This is a genomic window from Anaerococcus octavius, from assembly GCF_900445265.1.
GTDB lineage: Bacteria > Bacillota > Clostridia > Tissierellales > Peptoniphilaceae > Anaerococcus > Anaerococcus octavius.
Genome location: NZ_UFTA01000002.1, coordinates 595,089 through 610,273 on the forward strand (window position 1 = coordinate 595,089; position 15,185 = coordinate 610,273).

The window sequence follows — 15,185 nt, forward strand, 5'->3', positions numbered from 1 at the left end:
CAATAAATAATTCTGTTTAACTCTAATGTTGATTATACAAAATAATTTTAGCTTTTTCAAGCAAAAATTAGACAAAAAGCCTAATCTTAGACTTTTTCACTAATTTATTTAGATATTCTATATATTTTTCTTTCAAATAAATATCTTTTACATTTATTAATAATTCATTTTCGTTTTCATTATATGAGTTAACTATTAATATCATATATTTATCATTATATTTAAAAATGTTACTTGGCTTACCTTTTTCAAAAGTATCTCCTGCTTTTAAAATAGGATCATCGTTATATACAAAATCAGAGCTAATAACATCATAGTTTTGTATAGTTTTATTAAGATAAGTTTTAAAATCTTCTGGTGATTTTAAGTTTTTATGAACTTTTTCTGCTTCATTTTTATCGTCAAATACTAAAACATTATACTTATACTGTTTGTGATACTTTTTATTGGCCTTATAGTATTCTAAAACCTCACTATCTTTAATTCCACTATGACCAATAAAATAATTATAATGTTGTTTTCTTATAGAATCATTATAAAGTATTTGATTAAATTTATTATCGTCAAGTCCTATAGCTTTAACATTGGATTTTAGAGAATCTTTACCACCCAATTCATCTTCTAAATCAGATCTAATTGTTGAAGCTACATTATCATCTACTTTAATATTATTATTTTTCAGATCATTTACCATAACCTGATCTTTAATCATAGAATCTACTAATTCTTTTTCTAATATATCTTTGTTAGTCTTGTTTCTATCAATTTTTTTATCTAGGTAGCCTTCTCCATACTTTTTAGAATAGTACTTTTGATAAAAATCCAATTCTTTTAAGTAGCTATTATTACTAATGGCAGTACCATCGACAATTGCAATATTTCCTTCATTGTCATTGGATTTTGCACATGCTGATATATTAATTATTAAAACTGTTAGTAGAGCAGTTTTAATTATCTTTCTTTTCATTAGAATCTTTATTTTCTTCTACTTTTTCATCTTTTTTTGTGTTATCTTTTTTGTCATTAGAAGTTTCATCATTTACTTCTGTTTTAGTATTTTGTTCACTTTCTACTTGTGAATCTTCAGTAATGATATTTGCTTTTTCTGCTAGTTCATTTGTGTATTCTTGATATTTTTGGTTTTCTAAGGTTTCTTTGATTTTGTCGCGATCTTCATCAGATAATGTATTAATAACTTTATTTACTTTTATGATATGCCATCCAAATTGAGTTTTAACTGGTTCGCTGATTTCTCCTTCTTTCATAGAGAATGCTTTATCTTCAAATTCTTTTACCATTTGTCCTTTTGAAAATTCTCCTAAGGCTCCGCCTTTATCAGCGTTTCCAGTATCTTTAGAGTATTCTTTTGCTAGTTTCGCAAAATCTTCACCATTATCTAGTTTTTGTTTAACTTCTTTTGCTGTTTGTTCATCTTCTACTAGGATATGATCTGCATCTACTTTTTCAAAACTATCCTTATTTTCTTCATAATATTTATCCACATCTTTATCACTTACTGGATTGTTTTCTTTAAACCAATCTAAGTGTTTTGTGTATAAAATATCTTTTCTAATTGTTTCTTTAAACATATCATTATCCATGTTGTAGTCTTCTAGCATTTTATCAAAAGCATCTTTACCATTTTGTCTATTTATATTATCTACTGTTTCCATGAATTGATCATTTACTTCTTTATCAGAAACTTTAATGTCATTTTTAGCAGCATCATCTTCAACCAATTTATCTCTAATCATCATGCTAACAACTTTTGATTTAGCGTTTTCGCTACTAGCTAAAAATGCAGAGTAAAAAGCCATTTCATCTTTGTATTTATCTTTGCTAAGTTCATCACCATTTACTACAGCTACTGCATTTTTTGGTAAATCTTTATTTGATTCTTTTTTGCTATCAGCTTTTTCTACTGATTCAGTTTTGTTATTATTTGTATCAGTATTTTTAGCTTCATTGTTGCAAGCTGCTAGAAACATTGAACTAGCAAGCATAATTGTTAATATTTTATTTGTCTTTTTCATTTTTACTCCTTACATTACTTATTACTTCTAATAAATCATAAGTATCAATTAATTTTGTGTTTGTAGTTGGGATTCTAAATGATGGATTAGCTGAAAGATCAAGCTTCATATCTCCTTTATATTCTTGGCTAATATCTTTTAGTTCATCTATACTAAAGTCATCCCTATTTGCAAATTTTATATTTATGTACCCATCTTTTTCTCTGATCTCCTTAAATCCGATTTTTTCGGCTAAAGATTTGATTAAAGATACATACATAATATTATCCACCATTACAGGTATATCGCCATAAATGTCGATCAAATCTTCTACTAATATATTATAATCTTCTGTATTTTCAATATTGGCTATTCTTGTATACATTTCTATCTTTTGCGATTGATCTGATATATAGTTATTAGGTATGTAAGCATTGACCTTAATATCAATATATACATCTGATTTTTTCTTTATATTTACTTCTTTACCAGATACTTTCTCAACAGCTTCTTGTAAATATTTTACATATAAATCATAACCAACTGCTTCTACATGACCACTTTGACTTTCTCCTAAAAGATTACCTGCTCCACGAAGCTCTAAATCTTTCATAGCTATTTTATACCCACTACCAAAATCAGAGAAATCTCTAATAGATTTTAGTCTTTTTTCACTTATTTCAGATAAAACCTTGCCACGCCTATAGGTAAAGTAAGCATATGAGGATCGCTTTCCTCTTCCTATCCTACCTTTTAGCTGGTAAAGTTGAGATAATCCCATCATATCTGCATCATAAATAATAATTGTATTGACATTTGAAATATCCATACCAGTTTCAATAATTGTAGTAGATAATAAAATATCTATTTCACCACTTATAAAGTCGTTCATTATTACTTCAATTTGCTTTGGTGTGAGCTTACCGTGAATAATCTCTATTCTTGTATCAGGAACTAGTTCTGATAGATGATTATATAATAAATCTATATTATGAACACGATTATAAACAAAATAAACTTGTCCATTCCTATTTAATTCCCTATCTATAGCAGCTTTAATAATATTTTCATCATACTCTATAACATAAGTATTTACTGGTAATCGTTCTTCTGGAGGCTCATCTAAAGTGGATAAATCTCTTATTCCTGCTAAAGACATTTGAAGAGTTCTAGGAATTGGTGTTGCAGATAAAGTTAAAACGTCTAAGCTAGTTTTTAGTTGCTTTAATTTTTCCTTATGCTTGACTCCAAATCTTTGCTCTTCATCTATAATCAATAATCCCAAATTTTTAAACTTAACATCTTTTGATAAAACTCGATGGGTGCCTATTACTATATCCACTTTTCCAGACTTTAGATCTTTTATAGTTTCATCTTGTTCCTTTTTTGTATTAAATCTTGATAATAGTCTAGCTTCAATTGGAAAATCTTTAAATCTTTCTTTCATTGTTTCATAATGTTGGCTAGCAAGAATAGTTGTCGGTACTAAGAATGCCACTTGATAACCATCGACAATAGCTTTAAACGCAGCTCTTAATGCCACTTCCGTTTTCCCATAACCTACATCACCAGTTAAAAGACGATCCATAGGTTTATCTTTTTGCATATCCTCTTTTATTTCTCTGATACTTCTTAATTGACTATATGTTTCTTCATATGGAAATGATTCTTCAAATTCTTTTTGCCAAGGTGTATCTAAAGAAAAAGCATGACCTACTTCTTTGGATCTTTGAGCGTATAATTTTACCAAATCATCAGCTATCTCATCTACAGCTTTTTTAGCTCTTGCCTTAGCTTTTGACCAGGTTGGAGATCCTAAGGTAGAAAGTTTGGGTTTTTCACCTTTATTACCTATATATTTACTTACTAAGTTCATCTGATCTATAGGTACATAAACTTTATCATTACCTTTATAATTGATAACAATAAAATCTTTTTGTATATTATTTACTTCGATTTTTTCAAGTCCATCATAAACGCCGATACCATTATTTTCGTGTACTACATAATCTCCAATATCTAAATCAGAGTAATTTATGATGTCGGTTGATGACATTTTATTTTTTATTTTCTTTTTAGATTTTTTCTTACTTGTACCATAAATCTCTTTTTCTGTAAAAAGATAAAAATCATAGTCAGGTAAATAATATCCTTCACTAGCTGAATCGTTAGTAACAGTTATTTTTGACTTAAAGTCATCAGATATTTCTAATATATCATTTTCTTTTAATGCACTTATTAAATTTTCTTTGTTTTCACCATTTCCTACAAAAAATAATGATTTACTTGTTTTTTCTTGATTTTTTAAGGATTCTGCCAAGTTGGTAATTTTTCTATTAAAATGTTCAGCTTCAATGGTCTTTAATTCCAAAAGTAGTTTTGGATTAAATAATTTTGTCCTCTTTAATATAGAAGTCAAGTTTATAATAGAATAGTTTTCAATTTTTTTATAGATGTCATTACTATTTATAAGTAAATTTGAAAAGTTATTAAAAACCTCTCCTCTATCTCTTTGAAGAGTAACATCTTCTAAAAAATTATCATAAAAATCATTTTGATCATCATAGATTCTAGATATATCATCAACAATAATTATGGTATCTTTAGACAGATAATCTATAAATGTTTCATAATTATCCTGTCTATAAGCATTTAATAAATCCCAATTTGCTACGTACATACTATTTTCTAAGTATGATTGTATTTGCTTAAACTTATCAATTAATCTTTGATCATTAGAATTTTTTATATTTTTTTCTAATTTTACAATATCTTCTTCAATATTTTCTAAAATCTTATCAAAATCTGATTTATCGTATATGAGCTCATTTAAGGGTGAGATTGAAACTTTATCGATTTTATCTATTGTTCTTTGATTTTTTTCATCGAATATTCTTATAGAGTCTATCTCATCATCAAACAATTCTAATCTTACTGGATTTTGATAATCTATTGGCCAAAAATCTATTATTGAACCACGGTTTGCATATTCTCCTTTATTTTCAACAAGGCTTGTAGGATTATAGTTTAAATTTATAAGTGTTTGTATAAATTCAGCTACATCCACAGTATCCTCATTACTAATACTAACAAAACTATTGTTAAATTTATCTAAAGGAGTTATTTTATTTAATAAAGCTTCTATTGTCGTTATTGTAATCTGCTTTTGATTATTAGATTGACTAATCAGATTTTCCATTCTAGCAGTTTTTATATCTTCGTCAACAGACTTTATATTATAAAAATTAATCTCACTAGCAGGATAAAAACTTGCTATTTCATATAGGTTATTTATATTATTCTGATATTCTTTAGCCTTTTTTTCATTTTGAGCTATAACTAGTATATTTTTATCTAAAGCGTCAAAAAGAGATAAAATCAGATGTGCTTTTATCCCTTCAGTTAGACCATATATATATATAGGTGAATCTTTAATATAATTTGCCTTTATCTTATTTAATTGTTCTGTATCTTCTAAAAGTTTTATTAATTGATTCATTTATCGTTATTTTCCAATAAGTCTATAGAATTATATTTATTCATAGCCTTATCTATATTAGTTTCTAGCATCATCTCGATAGCATCTGCAGCCATAATTATTTCTTCTCTAACTATATCAACATCTTTTCCGTTAAATCCACTTAGTACAAAGTTTGCTAAATCCATGTATTCTGGTTTTTGTCCTACAGAAATTTTTATTCTCGGGAATTTATCAGTTTGTGTTTGATATATTATAGATTTCATACCATTGTGGGTTCCTGCAGAACCTTTTTTCTTTATACGTATTTTTCCAAAATCAATGTCTATATCATCTAGGATAACAATAAGTTTATCATCATCAAACTTATAGAAATTTTTAAAATCTCTGACTGATTCACCAGAGTTGTTCATATAAGTTTGTGGTTTTATAAGCATAACTTTTTGGTCAGAGATTTCTCCCTGACCATAAAGAGCTTTATGTTTTAGTTTTTTTACATTAATGTTATGTTTTTCTGCTAAATAATCTATAGTTAAAAAACCAACATTATGTCTGGTATTTTCATATTGTAAGCCTGGATTTCCTAGCCCTACTATAAAATACATCTAATCTATATCCTCAAATAAACCACTTATGGATTCATAGGTATTTATTCTGTGAATTGCTTCAGCTAATAATGGACCTACATGTAGTTGCTTGATCTTGTCAATTCTTTTTTCTTCTGGTTGATAAATTGTATCGGTTATAATTACTTCTTTAACTTTTGATTCTTCAAGTCTTTGAATAGCTGGTCCTGAAAGAACACCATGTGTAGCTGCTATATATACATCTTTTGCACCATTTTCAATTAGATAATTTGCTGCATTTGTTATAGTACCAGCTGTGTCTATCATATCATCAACAAGTATTGCTGTTTTCCCTTTAAAGTCACCAATTACATTCATTACTTCTGAAACATTTGGTTTTGGTCTTCTTTTTTCAATAATAGCTATAGGTAATTTTAAGTAATCAGAGAATTCTCTAGCTCGTCTTACCCCACCTAAGTCAGGACTAACCACAACATACTCATCTGCTTTATCATATGCTTGGTCTTTGAAATATTCTGATAAAAGTCTAATAGCTGTAAAGTGGTCTACTGGTATATCAAAGTAACCTTGGATTTGTCCAGCGTGAAGATCCATAGTAATTACTCTATCTGCTCCAGCCTCTGTAATAAGGTTAGCAACTAATTTTGCTGTTATTGGTTCACGACCACGTGTTTTTCTATCCTGACGAGCATATCCATAGTAAGGAACAATAACATTTATATATCCAGCAGAAGCACGTCTACAAGCATCAATCATAATTAAAAGTTCCATTAAATTATCATTTGTTGGAGCAGATGTAGGTTGTACTATATATACATCTTTACCTCTAATTGATTCATTAATAATAATTTTGATTTCGCCATCGCTAAATTTTTCTATTTCTGCAGCACCTATTTCTTTACTTAAACTTTTTGCAATTGATTCTGCAAGTTCTGGGTTAGCATTTCCTGTAAGTAGTTTTAATTCTCCTCTGTGAATATATGATTGTGATTGATCAGATGTCATTTTTGCTCCTTTTCTTTCTCTAAATCTCTTTTACGTTTTTTTTCTGCATATCCAGCTACATTTTTTTGCTCAGCTCGCTCAATTGATAAGTGGCCAGCTTCTACATCAGATGTTATTGTAGATCCAGCTGCAATGTATGCTTCTTCTTCTATAATAACTGGTGCAACTATATTTGAATTTGATCCTATAAAAGCATTATCTTTAACAACAGATCTATGTTTAAATTTACCATCGTAATTTACAAATATAACTCCACAGCCAATATTTATTTTACTTCCTAAATCAGAATCTCCAATATAAGCAAGATGTCCTGCCTTAGTTCCATCTCCTAATGTTGAGTTTTTAACTTCTACAAAATTTCCAATGTGAACATTTTTTCCTAATTTAGCATTAGGTCTTAGGTGAGAATATGGACCTACATCAGTTCCTTCATCAAGAAATGATTTTTCAATAACGGAATTATCGATTTTAATATTATCTTTCAAAATAGAATCTTCTATTCTAGATGAACCTTCTATAGTGCAATTCTCTCCAATTTCACTTTTGCCTAAGATTTTAACTGGTCCAGATACAATAGTATCTTTTCCTATTATAACTTCAGGATCTATAATAGCCATTTCTGGATCTTCGATTACCACTCCATTCAGCATATGGTTTTCATTAACCCTTTTTTGAAGTATTTTTTTTGCCTCAGCTAATTCTTTCTTATTATTTATTCCATAAAATTCATCAGGGTCACTAGCTGTAAAGGCCATTACTTTTTTGCCATCATTATATAGAATCTCTATGCAATCTGTTAGATATAGTTCACTTTGTTCATTATTAGTATCAAGCTTAGATAAGGCCAATTTTAAATCTGAACCTTTGAATATATATATACCTGTGTTTATTTCATTTATTATATCTTGATTCAATTTTAAATCTTTGTGTTCAACTATACCTATAAAGTCTCCACTGTCATCACGAATTATTCTTCCATAATTTATAGGATTTTTGACTTTAGTTGATAAAACTGATGCACTATTATCATTTTCAATATGATTTGAAATAAATTCTTCTAGAGATGATTTGGTTATAAGTGGTATATCTCCATTTAAAACCAAGACTTGATCATTATCGCTTATCTCATTTAAGGCTAATGATGCTGCATATCCTGTACCATATGGATAATCTTTACCTATTTTTTGCTCAATAATAATATCATCTGGAAAAATTTTATTTAAATCATCTTTATTTTTACCGCCAATTATTATTGTTTGAGATTCATCAAATCTTGAAGCATCTACTACATATTTTATAATTTCTCTATTTAATAATTTATGTAAGACCTTAGATTTATTGGACTTCATTCTAGTTCCTTCACCTGCGGCCATAATTATAGTTTTTAACATAATCTTTTACTCTTAAGCTACTTCAAGGGCTAGTTTCATCATATCTGTGTATGATTTTTCTCTATTTTCTGCACTATCTGAAACATCCTCAACTAGTGAGTCACTTATTGTAAATATTCCTAGTCCTTTTTTTCCATATTTTCTAGCTGTCATAAATAGACCATAGCTTTCCATTTCTACACAAATCACTCCGTATTTGCGTAAATTTTCAAAAACACCTTTTGGTAAATCATTATAAAATTGATCAGAGCTGTGAACTTGTCCACAATGTGTTGTATATCCTAATTCTATAGATTTATTGTAAGTTTTTAATAGTAAATCAAAATCAGGTGTTGATGCAAAATTAATATTTGCAAATAGATTATCATTTATTGAGCTTTCTGAACATGCACTTGTAGCAATAACAATATCATGAAGTTTTATATCTTCTTGCATAGATCCTGCAGTACCAATTCTAATAATCGTATCTACATCGTATCCGCCAAAAAGTTCATTATAATAAATCATTGATGATGGTATTCCCATGCCTGATCCCATTACAGATAATCTTTTTCCATTATAATATCCAGTAAAACCAAGCATTCCACGTGTATCGTTAAATTGGCTTACATCTTCTAGGAAATTTTCCGCAATAAATTTTGCTCTTAACGGATCTCCTGGCATTAAAACTGTTTTAGCAATTTGATCAGCACTAGTTGCTGATATATGTGGTGTAGGTATATTCATAATCTCTCCTATTATTTAATTTCATATACTATGATAACATTTTTATATATTTTTTAAAACTAAAAAAAGATAGACTTATTTTCTATCTTTTCTCAATTTCTGTTATTTTATCTACTCTTCTTTGATGACGCCCACCTTCAAATTCTGTTTTTACAAATTCTTCTACGATCATTTTTGCTGTTTCGTTACCTATTACACGTGCACCTATACACAAGCAATTTGCATTATTATGAGCCCTGCTCATTCTAGCAGAAAATGCTTCTGATACACATGCAGCTCTTATGCCATCAATTTTATTTGCAGAAATACTCATTCCAAGACCTGTTCCACAAATTAAGATAGCAAAATCAGCTTGTCCATCCAAAACTTTTTGGCAAGCTTTTTGAGCAAAGTCTGAATAGTCTACACTATCTTTGCTATTTGTACCCACGTGTATTACTTCATGTCCTAGATCCTCTAGTTTTTCTTTGACAGAATCATATAAATCGATACCGCCATGGTCATTACCAATTGCATAGATCATAGCTAACCCCCTATTGTATTAATTCTATTTTAATGGTAACATACGGATATTAACTTTACAAGTAATAATAAAAAGCATATGATACTTAAATAAAGTAAAATGAAGCTAGGAGATAAAATGTTTGAATTTAATTTAAATGAACACAATTATAATTACGTTCATTTTATCGGTATAGGCGGTATTTCAATGAGTGGTATCGCCTCTTTACTGTTAAATAAAGGATATAAAGTATCAGGATCTGACAGATCAATGACTGATATAGTAAACAATTTAAAGGAAAATGGTGCAGAAGTATTCATAGGACAAAAATCGGAGAATATTAAAAATCCTGATCTTGTCGTTTATACAGATGCCATTTTAGATGATAATGAAGAACTTATTGCAGCTAGAAAGCTAGATATACCAGTTGTTACGCGAGGAGTGTTTTTAGGAGCTCTTATGAGAAACTATAAGCATTCAATTGCAGTTTCTGGTTCTCACGGCAAGTCTACCACTACTAGTATAATTTCAAAAATATTACTAAACTCAAATGAAGATGCTAGTATTCTTCTTGGAGGAGAACTTGACGATATGGATGGTAATGTTCATGTAGGTGATGATAAATATCTTGTTACTGAAGCTTGTGAATATAAGGGAAATATTAGATATTATTTTCCACAAACTGTTATTATATTAAATATTGATCAAGATCATTTAGATTATTACAAAGATTTAAATGACATAGTAAATACTTTTAAAGCTTATTTAAGAAATCAAGATAATAACTCAAAAACTATTTTAAACTTAAATGAAGAGAATAATAAGTTAATTCTCGATTCTGTACAAGGTGAACTTATTACATATGCTCAAGAAAATTATGATGCTGATTATGTAGCACATAATATAGCATTTGATGAAATTGGAAGACCAAATTTTGATTTAAAAATGAAAGATGGTAGTATTGAGCATTTTGAACTAGGTGTTATAGGTAGACACAATATAAATAATGCTATGGCTGCTATAATAGCAACCTATGAAAATGGTATAGATTTAGATACTATAAGGGAAAATTTAAAGACTTATACAGGTCTAAAACGTAGAATGGAAATAATCGGACATGTAAATGATGCAACTATTATGACAGATTATGGTCACCATCCTTCAGAAATTGAGGTAACTCTTGATGCTCTAAAAGAGCATACTGAAGGTAAATTAGTTTGTATTTGGCAACCTCACACTTATAGCAGAACAAAAACTTTATTTGATGATTTTCTAAATTGCTTTGATAGTGCGGATGAAGTAATTGTAACTGATATTTATGCAGCAAGAGAAAAATACGATCCTACTATCCATTCTAAAGATGTGGTAGATGCACTAATAGAAAAAGGAATAAATGCCAAATATTTGGCTACATTTGAAGAAGCTAGAGACTATGTCTACGAAATAGCAAACCCATCAGATCTTATTATTACAACTGGTTGTGGTAATCCTGATGTACTTGCTCATATGATAGTCGATGATCAAGTAAAAGTAAGTGCCTAAATTAAGAATGACCCCCATACGGGAGTCATTTTTTATATGTACATTTTTAAAAATCATTGGATAAATCTAAAGATATAGCCATTGCTTCATTTATTTTTATCATAACTGTATCATCAAAATTTCCAATTTTTTCTCTTAGCCTTCTCTTATCAATAGTTCTTAATTGTTCTAATAAAGCTACACTATTTTTTGGAAGACCAAATTCATTTCCCCTTATCTTTACATGAGTAGGAAGTTTAGCTTTGTTTAATTGACTAGTAATCGGTGCAACAATGATAGTAGGAGAATATTTATTCCCTACATCATTTTGAACAACTATAACAGGCCTAACTCCCCCCTGCTCGCTACCAACAACTGGAGATAGATCTGCATAAAACAAATCTCCTCTTTTAATCTTCATTGATTTCTCCTAAATAATTATCTATACTAATTATTTTACCACTTTTTTTATAAATTCGAGGAACACGAAGATTTATAGATGTCATCAACTCATAAGGTATAGTATCAACCTTAGCTGCTTCTTTATAAATATCTGGATATACAATAACCTCATCATCAACAGATACATCTACTCCTGTTACATCAACCATCATTTGATCCATACAGACTCTCCCAAGAACTTTACATAAGTGTCCATTTATTGAAACTTCACCTATATTTGAAAAAGATCTCATATATCCATCAGCATAACCAATACTTAAGGTAGCAATTTTCATAGGTTTATCACTTATAAAAGTTCTGCCATAACTAATAGATGTTCCAGCTTCAACTTCCTTTAAATAAATAACTCTTGTTCTAAAAGAAAAGCATTGTTTAAGTTCAACGTCTTTTTCTTCTTTTAATAAATCAGAAGGATATAGACCGTATGTTGCAATACCTACTCTCATCATATCACGAGTAATGTGGTGTTTAATTGCTCCAGCACTATTTCCTAAATGTACAAATTCTAAATTAAAACTATCATTTATATCTTTAACCATTTTGTTAAATTTTTCATGTTGCATTTCTGTATAATGAGTATCCGCTTCATCAGCTGTAGAAAAGTGGGTAAAAGCTGAAATAATATTTATATTTTCTAAATTATTTAACTCTCTTATTTTATCTTCTTCAAAATCACGGAAACCTATTCTACCCATACCAGTATCTAAAAGTAAATGAGCATTAACTTTTCCATTTATATTTTCATTTATTAGTTTAGCATAATCTAGATCAATTATAGGTATATCTATATTATTATCTATACATTTTTGAACATCTTTATAATAAACAGCTCCTAGAATAAGAATAGGTTTTTTGATATTTGCTTCTCTTAATGCCAATGCTTCAGTTACCCTTGCAACTGCAAAATAGTCTACATAATCCTCAATATATTCTGCTATTTTATAAGCACCAAGTCCATATCCGTTTGCTTTTAAAACAGCACAATACATAGATTTCGGATTGATTTTTCTAATATTTTGGATATTTTCTATAATTTTGTCAATATTAATTTCTACACAACTTTCAATCATAATTACCTCAATATCTTAATTGCTTCAGGCAAACTAGATATAATATCTGTTGCCATTATAGAATCTTCGCCGAGTTTTTTACTGGCAATATCTCCAGCTAAAGAATGAATGTAAACGCCAAGTATAGAAGCTTTATAAGAATCCATCCTTTTGCTAAGAGCTGCAATAATCCCTGTTAAAACATCACCACTGCCAGCTGTTGCCATTCCAGGATTGCCAATATTATTCTTGTAAAAATGCTCGCCATCAGTTACAATTGTATGATTTGATTTTAATACTAAAACTAATTTATATTTTTTAGCAAAATTTCTTGCTATATTTTCTTCATCTGATTTTATTTTATCAATAGATAGGTCTGTGAGTCTAGCAAATTCTGCTAAATGTGGAGTTATAATTATATTATTTTTTGAATCTAATATTGTCAAATCTTGACTTATCGCATTTAATCCATCAGCATCTATAAGAATATCTAAGTCAGTTTTATCAATAATACTTGCTATAAGTTTATTTAAATCTTTACCTTTGCCCATACCTGGACCTATGACTAGTATATCCTTTTCCTCTAATAACTTTAAAATTTGATTTAGAATTTTATCACTATAATAAAAATTTTCGCAGTCTATTTCATTTATTATTTGCTCATTAGCTTTAATTTGCAAAATATTAGATATGGATTTTGGAGCCAAAATAAAGCACATGCCAGCACCTGTTTTCATAGTAGATAAACTTGACATATAAACTGAGCCTGCCATGCCCTTACTACCACCCAAAATAGCAATTCTTCCATAATCTCCTTTGTGGGAGTCAGATCTTCTTGTAGGCATTAATTTTTTTATATCTTTATCAATATTCATAGAATTATTCTCTTTTATTTCGCAAATAGATATTGCATATTTTCCATCATGACTAATAGATATGTGACCATTGATTATTTTATCATTCAAATAAGCCGTTGGTTCAGTATTTTCATGTCTAATTTCTACTTTTTTTCTTATAATGTATGCTAAGTTTAGTCCACAGGCTTTAATGACAGCTTCTTTTGCTGCAAATATACCGGCAAAACTTTGCATATTATTTTTTTTATTAAAAGCATAAGAAAATTCATTTTCTGTAAAAATTTTTTTTAGAAAATCTTCATTAGCCTTTTTGGAAAAATTTTCAATATCTACTATATCTATACCAATCATAGCAAATCTTCACTTAGTTTTTTCGCATGATCTTTAATATCTTCTATATCTAAGTAAGTATATTTACCATTTTCATAAAGCAAATCACCATCTATAAACACATAGGATATATCATTTTCATAAGTTGAATAGCATAAAGAAGCTAGCAAGTTATTTTCAGGTATATGGTTTATATTGTCTATGTCAATCATAATTAGATCTGCACATTTTCCTTCTTCTATAGTTCCAACTTTATCATCTATTCCTAAAGCTTTGGCGCCATTTATTGTTGCCATTTTTAAAACTTCATAGGCTTTTAGATTATCTGCAGCTTTTAGTTTAGAGATTAATGATGCTATTTCAATTTCTTTAAGCATTGATTGTTTATTGTTGCTGGAAGCTGAATCTGTTCCCAAAGCAACATTTACTCCATTTCCTAATAATCTGCTAACATCACAAATTCCAGAAGAAAGTTTTAAGTTACTTGATGGATTGTGCACTATAGACACATTTTTCTCTTTTAATATTTCTATATCATTATCTGATAAATAAACCCCATGAGCAGCTATAGTTCTATTATCAAATATATGGCATTCGTTAAAAACTTCTGTAGGACTTTGATTATATTTTTTTTGACATTCTTCATTCTCAAATTTTGTTTCTGATAGATGAATATGTATGGGTATATTTTTTTCTTTTGCAAATTCAGATATTTTTTTTAGATAATCTTTATCCGTTGTGTATACTGCGTGTGGTCCCATAGCAATTTCTAGTCTATTATTTAATCCATTATATTTCTCATATAAGTTTATGCATTCTTTTATCATAAAATTATCTGAATCTGGACTTGTAAGACCTCTGGCTATCTGTCCTCTAAGTTTTGCTTTTTCTAAAGCTCTTATAGTTTGATCTTCAAAAAAATACATATCTGCAAATGTACTAGTACCAGTTTTTATCATCTCAGCAAAAGATAAAAGTGAAGCATAATAAACAATTTCTTCTGTTAGTTTTTCTTCTACAGGGAATATGTAATCATTAAGCCAAGTAAATAATTCATTATCATCACCATAGTTTCTAAAAAAACTCATAGCTACATGTGTATGTGCATTAATAAAAGCTGGCATAGTTATATGATTTGCACCATCAATTATTCTATCAGATTTGAAACCTTCTAATTTTCCTATTTTTGAAATTTTGCCATCTACTATATAAATATTATCTTTTTTTATTCTATCATCTACCATTGACAAAACATTAGTATTTTT

General features: G+C 28.7%; 13 protein-coding genes. 1 reads left to right on the plus strand and 12 read right to left on the minus strand.

The window, feature by feature from the left end; all coding sequences use genetic code 11:
- Positions 1-67: 67 nt before the first annotated feature.
- The 8 genes from DY249_RS03085 to rpiB all read right to left on the minus strand — a co-directional run bounded on the left by DY249_RS03085 (position 68) and on the right by rpiB (position 9,722).
- Positions 68-967 (minus strand): peptidylprolyl isomerase, encoded by a 900-nt coding sequence (locus tag DY249_RS03085; protein ID WP_115595143.1) that lies wholly within the window; start codon positions 965-967, stop codon positions 68-70.
- Positions 948-2,033 (minus strand): peptidylprolyl isomerase, encoded by a 1,086-nt coding sequence (locus DY249_RS03090; protein ID WP_115595144.1) that lies wholly within the window; start codon positions 2,031-2,033, stop codon positions 948-950. The genes DY249_RS03085 and DY249_RS03090 overlap by 20 nt, the downstream gene beginning before the upstream one ends.
- Entirely contained in the window at positions 2,017-5,511 is a 3,495-nt protein-coding gene (mfd, locus tag DY249_RS03095; RefSeq protein ID WP_115595145.1) for a transcription-repair coupling factor, read from the minus strand. The genes DY249_RS03090 and mfd overlap by 17 nt, the downstream gene beginning before the upstream one ends.
- On the minus strand, positions 5,508-6,095 hold the full coding sequence (pth, locus tag DY249_RS09215) for an aminoacyl-tRNA hydrolase (RefSeq protein WP_101540079.1): 588 nt from the start codon (positions 6,093-6,095) through the stop codon (positions 5,508-5,510). Before pth ends, mfd begins: the two co-directional genes overlap by 4 nt.
- Entirely contained in the window at positions 6,096-7,082 is a 987-nt protein-coding gene (locus DY249_RS09220) for a ribose-phosphate diphosphokinase (protein WP_101540080.1), read from the minus strand.
- The gene (glmU, locus tag DY249_RS03110; RefSeq protein ID WP_115595146.1) at positions 7,079-8,473 is read right to left on the minus strand and encodes a bifunctional UDP-N-acetylglucosamine diphosphorylase/glucosamine-1-phosphate N-acetyltransferase GlmU; all 1,395 of its coding nucleotides are present in this window, start codon (positions 8,471-8,473) and stop codon (positions 7,079-7,081) included. The genes DY249_RS09220 and glmU overlap by 4 nt, the downstream gene beginning before the upstream one ends.
- Positions 8,474-8,485: 12 nt before the next feature.
- Positions 8,486-9,199 (minus strand): purine-nucleoside phosphorylase, encoded by a 714-nt coding sequence (gene deoD, locus DY249_RS03115; RefSeq protein ID WP_101540082.1) that lies wholly within the window; start codon positions 9,197-9,199, stop codon positions 8,486-8,488.
- An 82-nt stretch (positions 9,200-9,281) separates the two neighbouring features.
- On the minus strand, positions 9,282-9,722 hold the full coding sequence (rpiB, locus tag DY249_RS03120) for a ribose 5-phosphate isomerase B (protein ID WP_101540083.1): 441 nt from the start codon (positions 9,720-9,722) through the stop codon (positions 9,282-9,284).
- Positions 9,723-9,839: 117 nt separating this feature from the next.
- Here rpiB and murC point away from each other — a divergent pair, with 117 nt between their 5' ends.
- Positions 9,840-11,243: a UDP-N-acetylmuramate--L-alanine ligase gene (murC, locus tag DY249_RS03125; protein WP_115595147.1), complete on the plus strand. Its 1,404-nt coding sequence runs from the start codon at positions 9,840-9,842 to the stop codon at positions 11,241-11,243.
- Between the two features lie 46 nt (positions 11,244-11,289).
- Here murC and DY249_RS03130 read toward each other — a convergent pair whose 3' ends face one another.
- Genes DY249_RS03130 through DY249_RS03145 form a run of 4 tightly spaced genes read right to left on the minus strand, consistent with a single transcriptional unit; the run spans position 11,290 to position 15,164 of the window.
- Positions 11,290-11,643: a type II toxin-antitoxin system PemK/MazF family toxin gene (locus DY249_RS03130; protein ID WP_101540085.1), complete on the minus strand. Its 354-nt coding sequence runs from the start codon at positions 11,641-11,643 to the stop codon at positions 11,290-11,292.
- The gene (alr, locus tag DY249_RS03135) at positions 11,633-12,754 is read right to left on the minus strand and encodes an alanine racemase (protein WP_101540086.1); all 1,122 of its coding nucleotides are present in this window, start codon (positions 12,752-12,754) and stop codon (positions 11,633-11,635) included. The genes DY249_RS03130 and alr overlap by 11 nt, the downstream gene beginning before the upstream one ends.
- 2 nt (positions 12,755-12,756) lie before the next feature.
- Complete coding sequence (locus DY249_RS03140) at positions 12,757-13,941, minus strand: NAD(P)H-hydrate dehydratase (protein ID WP_115595148.1); 1,185 nt, start codon at positions 13,939-13,941, stop codon at positions 12,757-12,759.
- Positions 13,938-15,164: an amidohydrolase gene (locus DY249_RS03145; protein WP_342767203.1), complete on the minus strand. Its 1,227-nt coding sequence runs from the start codon at positions 15,162-15,164 to the stop codon at positions 13,938-13,940. Before DY249_RS03145 ends, DY249_RS03140 begins: the two co-directional genes overlap by 4 nt.
- Positions 15,165-15,185 lie beyond the last annotated feature (21 nt).